Genomic DNA, 15,721 nt, shown 5'->3' on the forward strand with positions numbered 1-15,721 from the left:
CCCACCGACCAGGACGCGCCGGCTGTCCCCCGCACCACCCCCGCCGACACGACCGCAGCCGACACGACCGCCGCCGTCCAGGCACTCGTCGCCGCCGGGATCGACCTGCTCCTCTTCGCCGGCGGCGACGGCACCGCGCGCGACGTGCTCGGCGCCCTCCGTGCCCGCGACGCCCTCGGACCCCGCTGCCCCGTGCTCGGCATCCCGACCGGCGTCAAGATGCACTCGGCCGTCTTCGCGGTCGGGCCGCGGGCGGCGGGCGAGGTCGCCGCCGCCTGGCTGGGCGGCAGGGGCGGCGTACGGCTGCGGGACGCCGAGGTCATGGACCGCGACGAGTCCGCGCTGCGCGCGGGGCGCGTGGCCTCGCGGCTGTTCGGGTGGCTGTCCGTGCCCGACGTACCGGCCCGGATCCAGCAGCGCAAGACGGGCAGCACCGCCGCCACCGCCGAGGCCTCCGGCGGCATCGCGGCGGAGCTCGCGGGCCGCGTCGGGGAGGGGCCGCTCGTGCTCGGCCCCGGGAGCACCACCCGCGCCGTGGCCCGGGCGCTGGGCGCCGACGCCTCGCTCGCCGGGGTCGACGTGCTCGCCCTGCGCGCGGGGCGCGCCGAGACCGTGGCGCGCGACGTCACCGAGGCGGAGCTGCTGGCGCGGATCGGGCCGGGACCGTGCTGGATCGCGCTCTCCCCCATCGGCGGGCAGGGCTTCCTGCTCGGCCGGGGCAACCAGCAGATCTCGCCGCGCGTGCTCCGTGCCGCCGGCGGGCGCGCGCGGCTGCTCGTGCTGTGCCCGGAGCACAAGCTGGCCGCGCTCGGCGGGCGCCCGCTGCTCCTGGACACCGGGGACGCCGCCCTGGACGCGGAGTTGACCGGATACCTGCCCGTCCTCACGGGTCACCGGCGCGTCTCCCTCTATCCGGCGACCGGCTGACCCCGGCCGCCACCCCCGTCACGCACCAAGGAGCAAAGGAGCCCACGATGATCTCTCTCGACGGCAAGCGCGCCATCGTCACCGGGGCCGGCGCGGGCATCGGCCGCGCCACGGCCCAGGTCCTCGCCGAGCTCGGCGCCCGCGTCGTGATCGCCGACATCGACACGGAGGGCGGCGAGCGGACCGCGAAGGACACCTCCGGCACGTTCGTACGGTGCGACGTGTCGCGGCGCGCCGACTGCGAGGCCGTGGTCGCCGCCGCGCGGGACCGGCTCGGCGGCGTGGACATCCTGTTCAACAACGCGGGCATCATCCGCCGTTCCACGGTGTGCGAGATCACCGAGGACGACTGGGACCTGGTGATGGCGGTGAACGTGCGCTCCATCCTGCTGATGAGCCGCCTCGTCGTCCCCGGCATGGCGGCACAGGGCGGCGGCTCGATCGTCAACACCGGCTCCGGCTGGGGGATCTCGGGCGGCGCCCGCGCGGTGTCGTACTGCGCGTCCAAGGGCGCGGTGGTCAACATGACCCGGGCGATGGCGATCGACCACGGTCCGGACAACATCCGCGTCAACTGCGTGTGCCCCGGCGACACCGCGACCGGCATGCTGGCGGAGGAGGCGCGCCAGCTGGGTGAGCGGGCGGAGGCGTTCTACGAGGACGCGGCCGACCGGCCCCTCGGCCGGATCGGACAACCCGCCGACATCGCCCGGACGGTGGCGTTCCTGGCATCCGACGCATCCGCCTTCATCAGCGGCGCGATCATCCCCGTCGACGGCGCCGGTACCGCCTGACCAGCGGGCAGCGGATAATCGAGCAACCGAAGGGGAGGGCCGCCGCACATGCCAATCGAGAACCGACCGCTGCGTGAGCAGGTGAAGGAGGAACTGCTCAGGCGCCTCGGCACCAGCACGATCGCGACGGACCAGACGATCAACGAGGTGCAGCTGGCCGCCGAACTCGGCGTCAGCCGCACGCCGTTGCGCGAGGCGCTGATCACGCTGGAGCGCGAGGGGGTCATCACCAGCGAGCGCGGCAAGGGTTTCCGCTTCACGCCGCTGAGCGCCCGGGAGTTCCGCGACCTGACGGCGATCGTCGCCACGCTGGAGACGCTCGCGCTGCGCTCCAGCGACCCCGGCCACCTCACGCGGATCGCCCCGCGGCTGCTCGCGGAGGCCCGCGCCTTCGCCGCCCCGCAGGCCCCCCACGACGTGATAGAGCGGTACGACGACGCCTGGCACGACCTGCTCCTTTCGGGCTGTGCCAACGGCCGTCTGATGCAGCTGATCACGTCCCTGAAGGTCACGATGCACCGGTACGAGCGGGTCGCGCTCGGCGACCAGGACGTCCTGGAACGGTCGGCCGAGGAGCACGAGCGCATCGCACTGTGTCTTCAGCGCGGGGACCTGGAGGCGGCGGCCGCGGCGCTGGAGGAGAACTGGAACAGCGGCATGGACCGCATCCTGGAGCGCCTCCCGGACTGAGCCGGTGCCGGACCGGCCCGGCTCAGGGGCGCCGTGCCACGAACACGAACTCCCGGCCCGGCCGGTCGGGCGCGTCCCGCACGTCCTCCACCACGTACCCGTGCGCGACCAGATCGGCCTCGACCTCCGCGCGCCCGCGGAAGCGGAGCGTCGAGTCCGAGGTCAGCGTCTGCCCGTCGGCGGCGAAGACATAGGTCCAGCGGAACGACACGAGCGGCCCCTCGACCCCGGTCACCTCGCACCAGCTCTCGACCGCGCCCACGCCCGGCACCTCCGTGACACCGTGCGTGCCGGCGCGGTTCCACTCCCGCCACGCGCGCCGCGCGGGGTCCCGGGTCTCGAAGACCAGGCGCCCGCCGGGCCGCAGCGCCGCGTGGGCGGCCCGCAGGGTGGCGTGCCACGCGTCCGGGTCGGCGATGGCCTGGGCGACGTTGGCCGTCATGGTCGCGAGGTCGGCCCGCAGCGGCGGGAGTGCCGTCGCGTCGCCGTACAGCCAGCGCACCCGGTCGGCGCCGGGCTTCGCGCGGGCGACGTCGACGGACGCCCGCGCGGGGTCGACGCCGACGACGTCGATGCCGCGCCCGGCGAGCAGCAGCGCGAACACCCCGGTCCCGCAGCCGATGTCCAGCACGCGGCGGGCGCCGAACTCGTCCGCCATGGCGAGATACGCGTCGAGGTCGCCGCGGTCGGGGTCGAGCGGGTCGTGGAGCGCGGCGAGCCGCGGGTCACCGAAGGCCTCGTCGACCCGGACCGCGCCGCCGCCGGTCATCCGCGCGCCTCCTCGGCGCGCGCGGCACGCCACTCGGGGGCGAGGACCGACCAGACCTCGGTGTCCTGGCGCACGCCCCGGTAGGGGTCGTCCTGGCGCAGGACGCCCTCGCGGCGCATGCCGAGCCGTCGGGCCACGTTGATGCTGGGCGTGTTCTCGGTGGCCACCAGCCACTCCACCCGGTGCATGCCGCGCTCCTCGAAGACCCAGTCGAGCAGGACGCGCACGGCGCGGGTGACCAGGCCGCGTCCGGCGGCCGACGGTTCCAGCCAGCAGCCCGCCTCGCAGGTGCCGGTCTCCGCGTCGAAGACCCGCAGGAGGACACCGCCGACGAGGCGTCCGTCGAGCCGGATGCCGTACAGCCGGCCGGTGTCGGCGGCGGCCTTGTCCGCGAACACGCGCAGCCAGGAGCGGGCGGCGTCGAGGTCGGCCACGCGCTCGGGGAGGCCGACATAGCGGCCGATGTAGTCGCGTCCGCGGTCCATGTGGGCGAGGAACTCCTCGGCCTGCCAGGGTTCGAGCGGTCCGAGCTCGGCTCCGTCGCCCAGGGGTCTCGCGAACATCGTCATCCTCCACAGTGGCCCGCGCGGTTCTCCGGGATCCTCGCACGGCCGCCGGCTCAGGCCTCCGTCGGCGCCGAGCGGTGGGCGAGGCGGTCCGCGGCGCGGCGGCCGCGGCGCTCGACGGGCAGGACGCCCGTGGCCCCCGCGAGCCCGAAGGGCGGCATGTCGAAGTAGACCGACTCGTACGAGCCCTCGGGGGCGATGTACGTCTCGTGCCACAGGCCCACGTGGCCGCGGGTCCGCCCGGCGCGGACCGTGCGGTTGGCGATGCCCCAGACCTTGTGGTGGAAGGCGTCGGGCGCCTTGGCGTACGCGTAGAGGTGCTCCTTGGACTCCCAGTACTGGACGACGTAGTACGTGCGCGGTGACGCGGTGAGCAGGACGTGGCCAAGCAGGCCCCGGCCGCGGTCCCTGCCCAGGTCGCGGAGCATGCGGAGCATCGCGTACATCACGGGTGCCCACTGGTGCACCGCCCAGAAGTGGTTGACGCGCATGCCGATGAGCAGGACGGCGACGTCCCCCTCGGCGGCGGCTGTGGTGTAACCCCGTGTCGGCTTGGCGAACATGCGGCCCCCGTGGTGGTGTCGCCCCGGTGCTCCCGAGGCGCGTCCGGCTGATGTAATCGGCGATTACATCAGCGCGCGATTCAAGGGGTCAAGGGATCGGGCGGGCTCAATGCCCCTGGTACCGGGCGTAGTTGACGACCCCGAGGCCGAAGGTGTCCAGGACCTGCTCCGCCAGGTGTTCCGCACGCTCCGGGGGCAGATATCCGTCGACGATCATCTGGGAGAGGCCGTAGACGAGCGCCTGGCCGGCGAGCCCGACCACGGCGGGGTCCCCCGCCCGCAGCTCGCCCGCGCGCTGGTCCGCGACGATGAACCCGGTGAGGGCCTCCTCGATGGCGGACAGGCGCGCGTCCAGCTCGGCCGGCCTGCGGGGGCCGAACACCCAGGGCTTGACCAGATCGAAGCGGTGCGGGTGGCGGATCGCGTACCGCACGAAGCCGATCCCGAAGGCGCGCATCGCGGAGCCCTCGGCCCGCTCGACGGCGGCCAGTTGCCACGCTTCGTAGTCGGCCAGAATCCGCTCCGCCACCGCCGTCAGGAGCGCCTGCCGGTCGGCGAAGTGGCGGAACGGTGCGCCCGGCGAGACCCCCGCGCGACGCGCGACCTCGCGGACGGTCACCCCGGCCTGGCCGGCCTCGTCGAGCAGCTCCAGGGCCGCGGCGACGAGCGCCTCGGGCAGGGAGCCGTGGTGGTAGCCGGAGCGCGGTGCGGGCCTGTCCTTCATGACCGCAGTGCTACCACACCGGGTCAAGGAGCCGTAGACGCAGGCAGGTTGCGTGGAGGGAGTGATTCCGGACAGATCCGCGCGGTGGACGATCTGGCCGGTCTTGTCGTGGACGAAATAGATGCCCTAGGCATCCAATGGCATCAGGCAAGGGAAGAACTGCGCTTTGCGAGGTACATCCATGACGGAGTCAACGAAGGCGGCCGAGCCCATGCAGCCGACGGAACCCATCGCCTTCCCCCAGGACCGTACGTGCCCCTACCACCCGCCGACCGGTTACGCACCGCTGCGCGAGGAGCAGCCGCTGTCCCGCGTCCGGCTCTTCGACGGCCGCTCCGTGTGGCTGGTCTCCGGGCAGACCGCCGCCCGCACGCTGCTCGCCGATCCACGGCTCTCCTCCGACCGGGCGAAGGACGGCTTCCCCTCGACGACCGACCGGCTCGCGCGGGCCCGCGACAAGAACATCGCCCTCATCGGCGTCGACGACCCCCGGCACAACACCCAGCGCCGCATGCTGATCCCCAGCTTCTCGGTCAAGCGCATCGCGGCCCTGCGCCCGAGGATCCAGGAGACCGTCGACCGGCTCCTGGACGCCATGGTCGAACAGGGCCCGCCCGCCGAGCTGGTGAGCGCGTTCGCGCTGCCCGTCCCGTCCATGGTGATCTGCGCCCTGCTCGGGGTGCCCTACGCCGACCACGAGTTCTTCGAGGAGAAGTCGCGGCGGATGCTGCGCGGCACCGCCGAGTCGGCCCAGGCGGCGCGCGACGAACTGGACGCCTACTTCTACGAGCTGATCGCCCGCAAGGAGCGCGAGCCGGACGAGGGGCTGCTCGACGAGCTGATCCACCGGCAGCTCGCGACGGGCGCGGTGGACCGCGACGAACTGGTCGGCCTGGCCACGGTCCTGCTGGTCGCGGGGCACGAGACCACGGCCAACATGATCTCCCTCGGGGTGTTCACGCTGCTCCAGCACCCCGAGCGGCTCGCCGAACTGCGCTCCGGCCTCCAGGCGTCCGGGGCGGCCCCGGACGGCGGACGGCCGCTGATGCCGGCCGCCGTCGAGGAGCTCCTGCGCTTCCTGTCCATCGCGGACGGGATGATGCGGGTGGCGCGGGCGGACATCGAGGTCGAGGGCGCCACCATCCGCGCCGACGACGGCGTCATCTTCGCCACGTCCCTCATCAACCGCGACGACACGGCGTACGAGGAGCCGGAGGAGCTGGACTGGCACCGGCCGAACCGGCACCACCTCGCCTTCGGGTTCGGCGTCCACCAGTGCCTGGGCCAGAACCTCGCGCGGGCCGAGCTGGAGATCGCCCTGGCGTCCCTCTTCTCCCGGCTGCCGGGACTGCGCCTCGCGGTGCCCGCGCAGGAGATCCCCTTCAAACCCGGGGACACCTTGCAGGGGATGCTCGAACTCCCGGTCGCCTGGTAAGAGTTGACCCATGGCGATCACAGCGATTCATGTCGATCAGGACGTGTGCGTGGGGGCGGGCATGTGCGCGCTCACCGCGCCGAACGTCTTCACCCAGGACGACGACGGCATCAGCGAGGTGCTGCCGGGCCGCGAGGACGGCGGCGGCGACCCCATGGTGAGCGAGGCGGTGCGGGCGTGCCCGGTGCAGGCCATCACCGTCGAGGACTCCTGACGCCCGCCCGCGCGGCGGTCACCCGCGGAGGGTGACCGTGAAGCTCCGGCCGTACGCGTGGCGGGTGTTCACCTCGACGCGCGTGCCGCCGGGCGTCCGGCTCACCCGGACCTCCGGGTCCGCGGTGACCGTGCGCAGGGCGCGTCCGCGGAGCAGGACCGTGACGGTGTCCCGGCCCATGGTCGGGTCGGACACCGCGACGGACGTCGCCGCCCCCACGCGGCGCACGAGCACGGAGGCGGGCCCGTCCACGCGCAGGCCCGCCGTCTCGTGCCGGCCCCCGGTGAAGGAGTTGGCCGCCGTCAGGCCGAGGTCCGTGTGGGTCACGGCCTGCAGGTGGCGGGAGTTGGCGAGGACCCTGAGCGGCCCATGGTGGTGGGCGCGCAACTGGTCCTCGCCGGCGTTCGGCACCAGCGCGTACGCGAACCGGCCCGGCCGGGCCCCCGCCGCCCCGTCGAGCGTGACGGCGAGGACCGAACGGGTCACGGGGGTGTCGGGGTTGGCGGTGCGCACGACCCGGCGGCTGCGGGTGACCGGTTCCTCGGTGACCCGCACCCGCGGGGCGTCGAGGAAGACGTAGCCGACCGAGGTGCCCCGCGTGGCGTTGGCGTAGCGCAGCCAGCGCAGGTCGGCGGTGCCGGGGCCGGTCCAGGGGCGGCCGTCGCGGAGCACGCCGGTGAGGGCGGTGCGGTCACCGGGGGCGGCGGTGCGGGCGTCGACGGTCGTGGTGACGGCCCGCCCGGCCGCGTCGCCGACGTCCGCGGCGAGCACCACGATCTCGTCGTCGAGCAGGAACCACGACTTCGTCGACGTCGCGCCCCGGTACACCACGAAGTCCTCGGGCAGCAGGGCCCGGTCGTGGTACGCCACGTCGCTGGACTGCACCGCGCCGGCCGCGCCGTACGCCCCGAGGACGGCGCCGCCGGAGTACCGGTTCGTGCCGCGCGGGAAGTACACGTACTTGTTCTGCGACTCCGACGACGACGTGAAGTGGAGCGGATGGCCGGGGTTGTCGTAGTACGGCGTGCCGTACAGCTCCGGGACCGTGCGCCGCTGTTCGACGGGCGCGGTGACGCCCGCGAGACCGTACGGCGAGACGGTGGTGTAGTAGTCGACGCCGTACGCCTGGGTCTGGTCCTGGCCGGCGAGATAGAGGTAGTGGGCGCCGTCTCCCTGGAACCACGGCATGAGGTTCTCGCCGTTCATGTACTCGTACTTGCTGATCCGGTCCGAGCTGCGCGCCAGCGCGAAGGCGTAGCCGGGCCTGCGGTGCACGGTCTTGTCCATGGCGTTGAACGCGACGCTGCGCGCGGCGGGATTGAGGTCGGCGGGCGGCACGGAGGCGTCGCCGATGATGTCGGCATAGCGCACGACGCTGACCGGGGAGACGAAGCGGGCCGGGTCGAGGGCGGCGCGCGAGGTGGCCCTGACGTGCTTGACGTACCCCTTCAGCGCGGTGGCGTCGGCACCGGTCGCGAGCGTGGAGAGGTCGACGACGGCCTCGACGACCACCGCGACGTCGGTGTAGCCGGAGTCCGTGCGCGCCACCGCGCGGCCCTTGACGATCTCCATCATCCAGCCCTCGAAGATGAGCGGGGCGAAGCCGTCGCGGACCCAGCCGTGCACGGTCGGCACCAGCTCCTGGCCGTGCGCGAAGCCGGTGCCGTCGAGGATCTTGAGGGTCTGCACCACACGGGTCAGCAGTCCCTTGCCATACGAGCCCGTGTACGCAACGGAGGCGTGCTGGATGAAGGAGCCGTCGGCGTAATAGCCGTCCGTCACCCCGTGGTTGAGGTGGTAGGGGTCGATGGTGACGAACACCGTCAGCTGGTCGGTGAGGGCCTTGCGGATCCGGGCCTCGCCCGCCTCGCCCAGGACGGCGCCCTGAAGGACGCGGTTGGTGGTGATGTCGGCGAGGTTGGCGCCGGTGTGGAAGCGCGAGTCGAGGTTCACGTCGCCGTCGGTGCCGTTGCGCAGGTAGGCGTCCATCGAGGCGACGTAGGTACGGATCAACTCGGGTCGGTACGTGCCCAGTTCGTCGACCAGCAGGACGAGGGTCCGGCTGATGTGCTGGGGTATGCCGATCTCCCAGTGGAACCAGTTGCCGTAGTAGCCCTTGGACTGGTCGCCGTAGTACCGCTCGTGCAGCCACACCAGGCCGTCGATCACCCGGCGCTGCACGGCCGTGTCGCCGTACAGGTCGGAGGGCGCGCGCGGGTTCGGGGTGCGGGTGGCGAGGGCCATCTCGTACAGCTTGCGGTAGGCGGTGTTCAGGCTGGCCTCGTCGGTGCCGAGCACCAGACCCGCGAAGAGCTCGCCCTCGCCCGCGTCGTCCATCGCCTTCAGGTCGGCCCGCGCGGCCTTGTCGACGGCCGCGAGCTTCGCGGCGGTCTCCGGGCGGGCGTTGGACTCCTCGGTCCCGGCGAAGACGGCCACGGTGTTGGCGAGCAGCCGGGCGCGGTCCGCGGCGGCCGTCGCCGCGTCCGCGCGGCCGACGGGGACCACCGCCAGGAGACCGGCAGCCGACAGGGCGGACAACAGGCGTCTACGGGTGATCTCCATGGCGGCCTCCACCGGCGGCGACGTGCGTGGCGTTCGGGCGGGACGTGCGTCGATCGTGCGGCGGGCGGAGTCAAGCAGATGGTCCGGGCCGGGACAAGGGGCCCGCACCGCCCCCGCCGGTCGAGCGGATTGATAGCGTCCCTCTGATCTTGACGGGGTTCACGGGGGAAGGAGAGCGCCATGCCCGAGGCGGGCGCGCCGCGCGTGGCGCGGCGGCGCACCTGGCTGGTGGTCGCGCTGGTGGCGGTGGTGCTGGTCGCGTCGTCGGTGACCTGGTTCGCGGTGTCCCGGTCCCAGGAGCGCGAGGACCGGCTCGCGGCCAACCAGGAGCAGCTGACGCGGGCCTGCGCGGGCCTGCTCCCCGAGGAGCTGCGCTCCTTCGTGCCCGACGACGAGGACGGCGTGCTGGACGAGTTCGGCACGATGCTGCGCCCCGGGCAGGAGAGCCGGTCGCTGCTGGACTGCACGCTGTCGTGGGGCGGCGGCGGTGACGCCTGGGAGCCCGACGCGCGGGCGCGGGTGCGGGCCGAGGCCGCGCTGACCCGCGCCGCGTCGCCCGCCCTCGACGGCGGCTTCGAACTGCCGCTGCCGGACAGCGCGTTGGGCTCGGTGTCCACCGACGGCCGGCTGAACGGCAGCACGGTGACGGCCGCGCTCCTCGTCGACTGCCCCAAGGGCCTCACGGGCCGGGTCCGTCCCTCGCGGGACCTCCTCGTCTCGGTGGACCTGCCGTCCCGGGCCGACGAGTACGACGTACCGAAGGCCGACAAGGCCCTCGCCTCCCGCACCGCGGTGCGCGTCGCCGACTGGGTGGCGCACAAGCAGGGCTGCGGGAGCAGGCCGCTCGCGGACGCGTCCGGCGCGGCGGGCACCCCGGCGAACGCGCCGAAGCTCTGCGCCTGGCTCTCCCCCAAGGCGCTGCACCTGGCGCGGGGCCGCTGGACCTTCCGCGAGAACGCGACGACGTACAGCACGCGCACCGGCGTGTGCGGCGGGCAGTGGGACGACACCATCGGCTCCCCGTACGACATGACGATCAGGGCGGCGGACGCGCGGAGCTGGTCCGGCGTCCTCGCGAGCGGGGCGTACGACCACTACCAGGACAGCGGGCACGTACCCGATCCCGGGAAGCGGACCGATCCCGGGAGGACCGTGCCGGTCGAGGAGTCCGGCGACGATCCGCGGCTCGCCCTGTGGGCGCGGTCCGAGTGCGTCGCGGGGCCGACCTACCACCGCGTCACCGTGACCCCCGAACTCGACTTCGACCGCGGCCTCCGGGAGGGCCGCAGGGATCTGGAGCCGAAGGAGCGGCGGCAGCTCTCGCAGCGGGCGCGCGCCGTGCTGGACCGCTATCTGGCGGCGCCCGACGGCTGGCCCCGGCGCGCGCACTGCCGGCAGACGAAGGTGATGGGAGAGGTGCAGGAGTGGCGCGGCTGACGTGGGGGACGAAGGCGGGACGGGTCGTCCTCTCGTCCTGCGGGGCGCTGGTCGCGCTGGCGCTGATCGGTGGCGGCTCCTACTGGTGGGGCGGGCCGCGCGAGCGCAGCGAGGCGCGCCAGGTGATCGCCGGGGCGTGCCGGGGCATGCTGCCCGCCGAGGAGATGCGGGCCGTCCTCGGCGACGGGCCCTTCACGAGCGGCCCCGGCAGGCGGATCGTGCCGGACGCGGGGCGGCCCGAGGAGAACGACCGGGGCGCGGCCTGGCAGGTGGCGTGCGCCGTCAGCCGCGAGACCGAGCACCACGCGGGACACCCCACGCACGACGCCTCCGTCGAGGTCTCCGTGCAGCGCGTCCCGGAGCGCAAGGGCAACGGCACCGACGCCGACCACGAACGCCCGCGCGGATACGGCGCGCTGTACCCGCGGGTCCCGACCGATCTGCCGCCCGCCGCGCTCGGCGGCGGCTGGCGGGGCACCCTCACCACCGGTGAGGGCACGTCGGGTCCGGGCGGCGGCGAATCGGCGTCCACCGCGGTCCTCCTGGACTGCGCGCGCGGGCGCGGCTCCCTGCTCGTCTCGGTGGACGTCGAGGTGGAGGACGGCAACGTCGACGACCCCGGGCAGCGCACGTCCTCTGCACGGATCGCCACCGCGACGGCCGCGAAGGCCTCCCGCGAGCTGGGCTGCGACGCCGAGGTCGGCAAGCCCCTGCGCACGGTGGCGCTCCCGGTGAACGCCGACGAGGACGTGCCGCTCGCCGACGCCTCGGGGACCTGCCGGGGCGTCCCGGGCCGGGGCGAGCGGGTGACCCGGGCGTGGGAGAGCGCTCGCGCCGAGGGCCCGGTGGAGGTGTGCGTCCTCGCGGGCGGCCGTCCCGGCATGCCCATGGACGGCCCCGAGAGGACGCGGAGCTACCACCTGGTCGCGTACTACGGCCCGTACGCGGAGCAGGAGCGCCTCGACCACCTGGAGCGGTACGGCAGATACTCCGACGACCCCGGCCCCGGCGACGCCCCGGCGGGGCGGCTCCCCGGCGGCGGTCACTGGGCGAGCGCCGGGTGCCGGGACGGCGGCGGACCCGCGCTGTTCACGGTGCGGCCGGACGACGTGCCGGACAGGGGCGCGTACGGCGCGGACGGAAAGCCCGTCGGGGCGCGGGAGTCCACGGCCGACCTGGCCTACCAGCGGGCCGCGCTGAAGGAGTTCGCACAGCGGTCGGCGCGGGCGCACGGCTGCGGGGCGCCGAGGCTGCCCTGACCCCGCGCGGCCCGTCCCGCCCCGGCCCGCGCGGCCGGGGCCCTCAGCCCTGGCGGGTCCCGGCGCGCCCCGCGATGTGCGGGGGTGGCGCGATGTCCGGGGGCAGCAGCGGGTCGGGCACGGGCGTGCCCCACGCGGCGGTCAGCGGGAGGTTGCCGGCCCAGACGCCGAGCGCCGCGTCCGGTCCCTCGCCGTCGTCCGGCGGTCCCGCCGCGACCTTGACGGAGGCCTCCGCCAGGGAGAGCGCGAGCAGGGTCGTCGCGGCGAGTTCCTTGCGGCTGGGGCGGCGGGCGTAGTCCCACTGCCCCGGCGTCGCGTGCTCGGTGAGCAGGCGCAGGCCGCGCAGCTTCTCCTCCGGGTCGGTCACCACGCGCGGCACGCCGTGGATCATCGCGCTGCGGTAGCTGACGCCGTGCTCGAAGACCGAGCGGGCGAGGACCAGCCCGTCCACGTGGGTGACGGTGACGCAGACGGACGCCTCGGGGTCGGCGGCCAGGCTGCGGCTCGCGACGGAGCCGTGCAGGAAGAGGTGGGTGTCGTCCCGGCCGTAGACGGTGGGCACGACCATCGGGTGGCCGTCGACGACCACGCCGAGGTGGCAGACGAAACCGGCGTCGAGCACCGCCTCCAGGTCGGCGCGGGCCAGGCTGCCCTGCTCGCGCAGGCGGCGGTGGCGGGTGCGGTCGGTGACGGGGAGAGCGGCGGGCAGCGGGGCGTCCGGCGTCGGCCGAGGTCGTTGATTCACACGGCGTGAATGTACTGATATCGCGCGTCAGTCGCCACAGCTCTATCGATATCGACCGTGCGAGATGATCACTTTCGCGATATCCGTAGATCCCCCGTGGTGTGTCCAAGCCCTGCCCGAAGAGTCCAACGACTCCCGCTCCGAAACAATTGTGAGCCGGCGCCCCGGCACGGTCTGATGGAAGACATGGACCTCCCCCACCACGAGGACGTATCCCCCGGCACCGGAACTCTCCCGCCCCGATCCTGGTACGCGGCGTCGGACGCCGCCGCCCTCTCCCTCAACGGTCCCTGGCGCTTCCGCCTCTCCCCCACCGCCGACGCGCAGGACGACGCGTTCGCCGCCGACGGGTACGACCCCGCCGCCTGGGACCAGATCGCCGTCCCCGGCCACTGGGTGCTCCAGGGCCACGGCGCGCCCCACTACACCAACCAGCTCTATCCGTTCCCGGTGGACCCGCCGCGCGTACCGACCGAGAACCCCACCGGCGACCACCTGCGCGTCTTCGACCTGCCCGCCGACTGGCCGGAGCGGGGCACCGCCGTGCTCCGCTTCGACGGCGTCGAGTCGTGCGCCCGCGTCTGGCTGAACGGCACGGAACTCGGCGACTTCAAGGGCTCGCGCCTCGCCCACGAGTTCACGGTCGGCCCGCTGCTGCGCCCCGAGGGGAACGTCCTCGCCGTCCGCGTCCACCAGTGGTCGGCCGGCTCGTACCTGGAGGACCAGGACCAGTGGTGGCTGCCGGGCATCTTCCGTGACGTGACGCTGCTGCACCGGCCCGAGGGCTGCGCGGCCGACTTCTTCGTCCACTCCTCGTACGACCACCGGACGGGGACGGGCACGCTGCGGGTCGACTCGGACGTCCAAGGGCGCGTCACCGTCCCCGAGTTGGGCGTCGACGTCGCCACGGGCGAGGAGGCCGCCGTGCCCGTGCGGCCGTGGACCGCGGAGACACCCCGGCTCTACGACGGCGTGCTGGCCACGGCGGGCGAGCGGATCCCGCTGCGCGTGGGCTTCCGCACCGTCGCCGTCGAGGACGGCCTGATCAAGGTCAACGGCCGCCCGGTCCTGCTGCGCGGCGTCAACCGCCACGAGTTCCACCCGGAGACCGGCCGCGCCCTCGACCTGGAGACGATGCGCGCGGACGTGCTCCTGATGAAGCGGCACAACATCAACGCCGTGCGCACCAGCCACTATCCGCCCCACCCCGCCTTCCTCGACCTGTGCGACGAGCTGGGCCTGTGGGTGATCGACGAGTGCGACCTGGAGACGCACGGCTTCACGGCGGTCGGCTGGCGCGGCAACCCCGTCGACGACGACCGCTGGACGCCCGCCCTCCTCGACCGCGCGGCCCGCATGGTCGAGCGCGACAAGAACCACCCGTCGGTCGTCCTGTGGTCGCTCGGCAACGAATGCGGGACGGGCCGCGGCCTGACCGCCATGGCCGACTGGATCCGCGCCCGGGACCCCGGCCGCCCGCTCCACTACGAGGGCGACAGGTCGTGCGCGGACACGGACGTCTATTCACGGATGTACGCCGACCACGCCGAGGTCGAGAGCATCGGCCGCGGCACGGACGAGGGGCCGGAGGCCCGCCGGCACCTCCCCTTCATCCTCTGCGAGTACGGCCACGCGATGGGCAACGGCCCCGGCGGACTCAGCGAGTACCAACGGCTCTTCGAGACGTACGAGCGGCTCCAGGGCGGCTTCGTCTGGGAGTGGATCGACCACGGGATCGCCCACCCCGCGTACGGGTACGCCTACGGCGGCGACTTCGGCGAGCGGCCGCACGACGGGAACTTCGTCTGCGACGGCCTGCTGTTCCCCGACCGGACGCCGTCCCCCGGCCTGGTCGCGTACAAGAAGGTGATCGAGCCGGTCCGCATCGAGGGCGACGGCCGCGCCGGGACGGTGCGGATCACCAATCTGCACGACTTCGCGGACCTCTCCCACCTGGCGTTCACCTGGTCGTACGACGTGGACGGCGAGAGCGTCGCCGACGGCACCCTGGCCGTGCCGACCGTGGCACCCGGCGAGTCCACCGAGGTGAAGCTGCCGCCGGCGCCGACGCGGGGCAAGGACGCCGAGACGCGCTGGACGGTGCGGGCGCGGCTCGCGCGGGGCACGGCGTGGGCGCCGGGCGGCCATGTGGTGGCGTGGGCCCAGCTGCCCGTCGAGGTCGGCATGATCCTGCCGGTGCCGGGCGGCACGGCCCCGGTCCGGGAGGACGGGCGGATCCGGCTCGGCCCGGCCGCCTTCGACGCCCACGGCACCCTGCTCTCCTTCGGCGGCCTGACGGTCGAGGGGCTGCGCGTGGACGTATGGCGGGCGCCCACCGACAACGACAACGGCATGCCCTGGCGCCCCGAGCCGTCCGTGGCCGCGCGCTGGCGGGCACTCGGCCTCGACCGGGTCCAACACCGGCTGGACGCGGTGGAGTTGGGCGAGGACGCGCTGACCGTACGCAGCCGCGTCGCGCCCGCGGCGAGCGACCTCGGCCTGCGGGTGGCGTACCGCTGGCAGTCGGACGGCACCCGGCTCCTGCTGACCGTGGACGTGGTCCCGGAGGGCGCGTGGACGGTGCCGCTGCCGCGCGTCGGCATCCGCTTCGGGCTGCCGGGCGCGGCGGGGCCGGTCCGGTGGTTCGGCGGCGGGCCCGGCGAGGCCTACCCCGACACCGCGCAGGCGGCGCTGGTCGGTGTGTGGGAGTCGGACGTCGACGCCCTGCAGACGCCGTACGTACGCCCGCAGGAGAACGGCGCGCGCCCGGACGTCCGCTGGGCGGAGGTGGGCGGGCTGCGGATCGACAGCGACCACGGCCCGTGGTTCACCGCGCGCCGCTGGACGACCGAGCACCTCGACGCCGCACGTCACCGCCCCGACCTCGTCCCCGGCGACACGGTCTGGGTCAACCTGGACAGCGGCCTGCACGGCATCGGCTCCCAGTCCTGCGGGCCCGGTGTGCTCCCGCAGTACGAACTGACCGCCACGCACTGGCGGTTCAGCCACACCTTCTCCCTCACCGGCCGGTGAGGG

The 15,721-nt window shown here is 74.0% G+C and carries 14 protein-coding genes; 8 read left to right on the forward strand and 6 right to left on the reverse strand.

Annotation, left to right across the window (positions count from 1 at the left end; all coding sequences use genetic code 11):
* From AOK22_RS20595 to AOK22_RS20605, 3 genes are all read left to right on the forward strand, one after another.
* Positions 1-927 (forward strand): ATP-NAD kinase family protein (locus tag AOK22_RS20595; protein ID WP_055700170.1); only part of this gene is annotated, 927 nt, incomplete at its 5' end.
* Positions 928-974: 47 nt separating this feature from the next.
* On the forward strand, positions 975-1,721 hold the full coding sequence (locus AOK22_RS20600) for an SDR family NAD(P)-dependent oxidoreductase (protein WP_055700171.1): 747 nt from the start codon (positions 975-977) through the stop codon (positions 1,719-1,721).
* Between the two features lie 48 nt (positions 1,722-1,769).
* The gene (locus AOK22_RS20605; protein WP_055700172.1) at positions 1,770-2,411 is read left to right on the forward strand and encodes a GntR family transcriptional regulator; all 642 of its coding nucleotides are present in this window, start codon (positions 1,770-1,772) and stop codon (positions 2,409-2,411) included.
* A gap of 22 nt (positions 2,412-2,433) precedes the next feature.
* Here the strand turns inward: AOK22_RS20605 and AOK22_RS20610 are convergent, their stop codons facing one another.
* From AOK22_RS20610 to AOK22_RS20625, 4 genes are all read right to left on the reverse strand, one after another.
* Positions 2,434-3,180: a class I SAM-dependent methyltransferase gene (locus AOK22_RS20610; RefSeq protein ID WP_055700173.1), complete on the reverse strand. Its 747-nt coding sequence runs from the start codon at positions 3,178-3,180 to the stop codon at positions 2,434-2,436.
* Positions 3,177-3,743, reverse strand: coding sequence for a GNAT family N-acetyltransferase (locus AOK22_RS20615; protein WP_055700182.1), 567 nt, complete (start codon positions 3,741-3,743; stop codon positions 3,177-3,179). The genes AOK22_RS20610 and AOK22_RS20615 overlap by 4 nt, the downstream gene beginning before the upstream one ends.
* Positions 3,744-3,799: 56 nt before the next feature.
* On the reverse strand, positions 3,800-4,309 hold the full coding sequence (locus AOK22_RS20620) for a DUF4188 domain-containing protein (protein WP_055700174.1): 510 nt from the start codon (positions 4,307-4,309) through the stop codon (positions 3,800-3,802).
* A 106-nt stretch (positions 4,310-4,415) separates the two neighbouring features.
* Positions 4,416-5,033 carry a TetR/AcrR family transcriptional regulator gene (locus AOK22_RS20625; RefSeq protein WP_055700175.1) on the reverse strand — a complete coding sequence of 206 codons (618 nt, stop codon included), beginning with the start codon at positions 5,031-5,033 and terminating at the stop codon, positions 4,416-4,418.
* Between the two features lie 181 nt (positions 5,034-5,214).
* Here AOK22_RS20625 and AOK22_RS20630 point away from each other — a divergent pair, with 181 nt between their 5' ends.
* Both AOK22_RS20630 and AOK22_RS20635 read left to right on the forward strand, forming a co-directional pair.
* Positions 5,215-6,468 carry a cytochrome P450 gene (locus AOK22_RS20630; protein ID WP_055700176.1) on the forward strand — a complete coding sequence of 418 codons (1,254 nt, stop codon included), beginning with the start codon at positions 5,215-5,217 and terminating at the stop codon, positions 6,466-6,468.
* 10 nt (positions 6,469-6,478) lie between these two features.
* Positions 6,479-6,682, forward strand: coding sequence for a ferredoxin (locus tag AOK22_RS20635; RefSeq protein ID WP_055700177.1), 204 nt, complete (start codon positions 6,479-6,481; stop codon positions 6,680-6,682).
* 18 nt (positions 6,683-6,700) lie between these two features.
* Here the strand turns inward: AOK22_RS20635 and AOK22_RS20640 are convergent, their stop codons facing one another.
* Positions 6,701-9,244, reverse strand: coding sequence for a polysaccharide lyase family 8 super-sandwich domain-containing protein (locus AOK22_RS20640; RefSeq protein WP_055700178.1), 2,544 nt, complete (start codon positions 9,242-9,244; stop codon positions 6,701-6,703).
* 180 nt (positions 9,245-9,424) lie between these two features.
* On the opposite strand from AOK22_RS20640, the gene AOK22_RS20645 reads away from it, so the two are divergent.
* Both AOK22_RS20645 and AOK22_RS40935 read left to right on the forward strand, forming a co-directional pair.
* A complete protein-coding gene (locus tag AOK22_RS20645; protein ID WP_055700179.1) occupies positions 9,425-10,681 on the forward strand; it encodes a hypothetical protein in 1,257 nt (418 codons plus the stop codon).
* A complete protein-coding gene (locus AOK22_RS40935; RefSeq protein WP_055700180.1) occupies positions 10,669-11,940 on the forward strand; it encodes a hypothetical protein in 1,272 nt (423 codons plus the stop codon). Before AOK22_RS20645 ends, AOK22_RS40935 begins: the two co-directional genes overlap by 13 nt.
* Before the next feature lie 43 nt (positions 11,941-11,983).
* On the opposite strand, the gene AOK22_RS20655 is transcribed toward AOK22_RS40935, so the two are convergent.
* Positions 11,984-12,685 (reverse strand): pyridoxamine 5'-phosphate oxidase family protein, encoded by a 702-nt coding sequence (locus tag AOK22_RS20655; RefSeq protein ID WP_237773224.1) that lies wholly within the window; start codon positions 12,683-12,685, stop codon positions 11,984-11,986.
* 186 nt (positions 12,686-12,871) lie between these two features.
* Here AOK22_RS20655 and AOK22_RS20660 point away from each other — a divergent pair, with 186 nt between their 5' ends.
* Positions 12,872-15,718, forward strand: coding sequence for a glycoside hydrolase family 2 TIM barrel-domain containing protein (locus tag AOK22_RS20660; RefSeq protein ID WP_055700181.1), 2,847 nt, complete (start codon positions 12,872-12,874; stop codon positions 15,716-15,718).
* Positions 15,719-15,721: the final 3 nt, after the last annotated feature.

This window comes from Streptomyces silaceus, from assembly GCF_001419745.1.
GTDB classification, from domain to species: Bacteria; Actinomycetota; Actinomycetes; order Streptomycetales; family Streptomycetaceae; genus Streptomyces; species Streptomyces silaceus.

What these genes read in the sequence shown, in the direction of transcription:
- AOK22_RS20600 (WP_055700171.1), top strand. Translation starts at nt 975, where the DNA reads ATGATCTCTCTCGACGGCAAGCGCGCCATCGTCACCGGGGCCGGCGCG.
- AOK22_RS20605 (WP_055700172.1), top strand. Translation starts at nt 1,770, where the DNA reads ATGCCAATCGAGAACCGACCGCTGCGTGAGCAGGTGAAGGAGGAACTG.
- AOK22_RS20610 (WP_055700173.1), bottom strand. Translation starts at nt 3,180, where the DNA reads ATGACCGGCGGCGGCGCGGTCCGGGTCGACGAGGCCTTCGGTGACCCG.
- AOK22_RS20615 (WP_055700182.1), bottom strand. Translation starts at nt 3,743, where the DNA reads ATGTTCGCGAGACCCCTGGGCGACGGAGCCGAGCTCGGACCGCTCGAA.
- AOK22_RS20620 (WP_055700174.1), bottom strand. Translation starts at nt 4,309, where the DNA reads ATGTTCGCCAAGCCGACACGGGGTTACACCACAGCCGCCGCCGAGGGG.
- AOK22_RS20625 (WP_055700175.1), bottom strand. Translation starts at nt 5,033, where the DNA reads ATGAAGGACAGGCCCGCACCGCGCTCCGGCTACCACCACGGCTCCCTG.
- AOK22_RS20630 (WP_055700176.1), top strand. Translation starts at nt 5,215, where the DNA reads ATGACGGAGTCAACGAAGGCGGCCGAGCCCATGCAGCCGACGGAACCC.
- AOK22_RS20635 (WP_055700177.1), top strand. Translation starts at nt 6,479, where the DNA reads ATGGCGATCACAGCGATTCATGTCGATCAGGACGTGTGCGTGGGGGCG.
- AOK22_RS20640 (WP_055700178.1), bottom strand. Translation starts at nt 9,244, where the DNA reads ATGGAGATCACCCGTAGACGCCTGTTGTCCGCCCTGTCGGCTGCCGGT.
- AOK22_RS20645 (WP_055700179.1), top strand. Translation starts at nt 9,425, where the DNA reads ATGCCCGAGGCGGGCGCGCCGCGCGTGGCGCGGCGGCGCACCTGGCTG.
- AOK22_RS20660 (WP_055700181.1), top strand. Translation starts at nt 12,872, where the DNA reads ATGGACCTCCCCCACCACGAGGACGTATCCCCCGGCACCGGAACTCTC.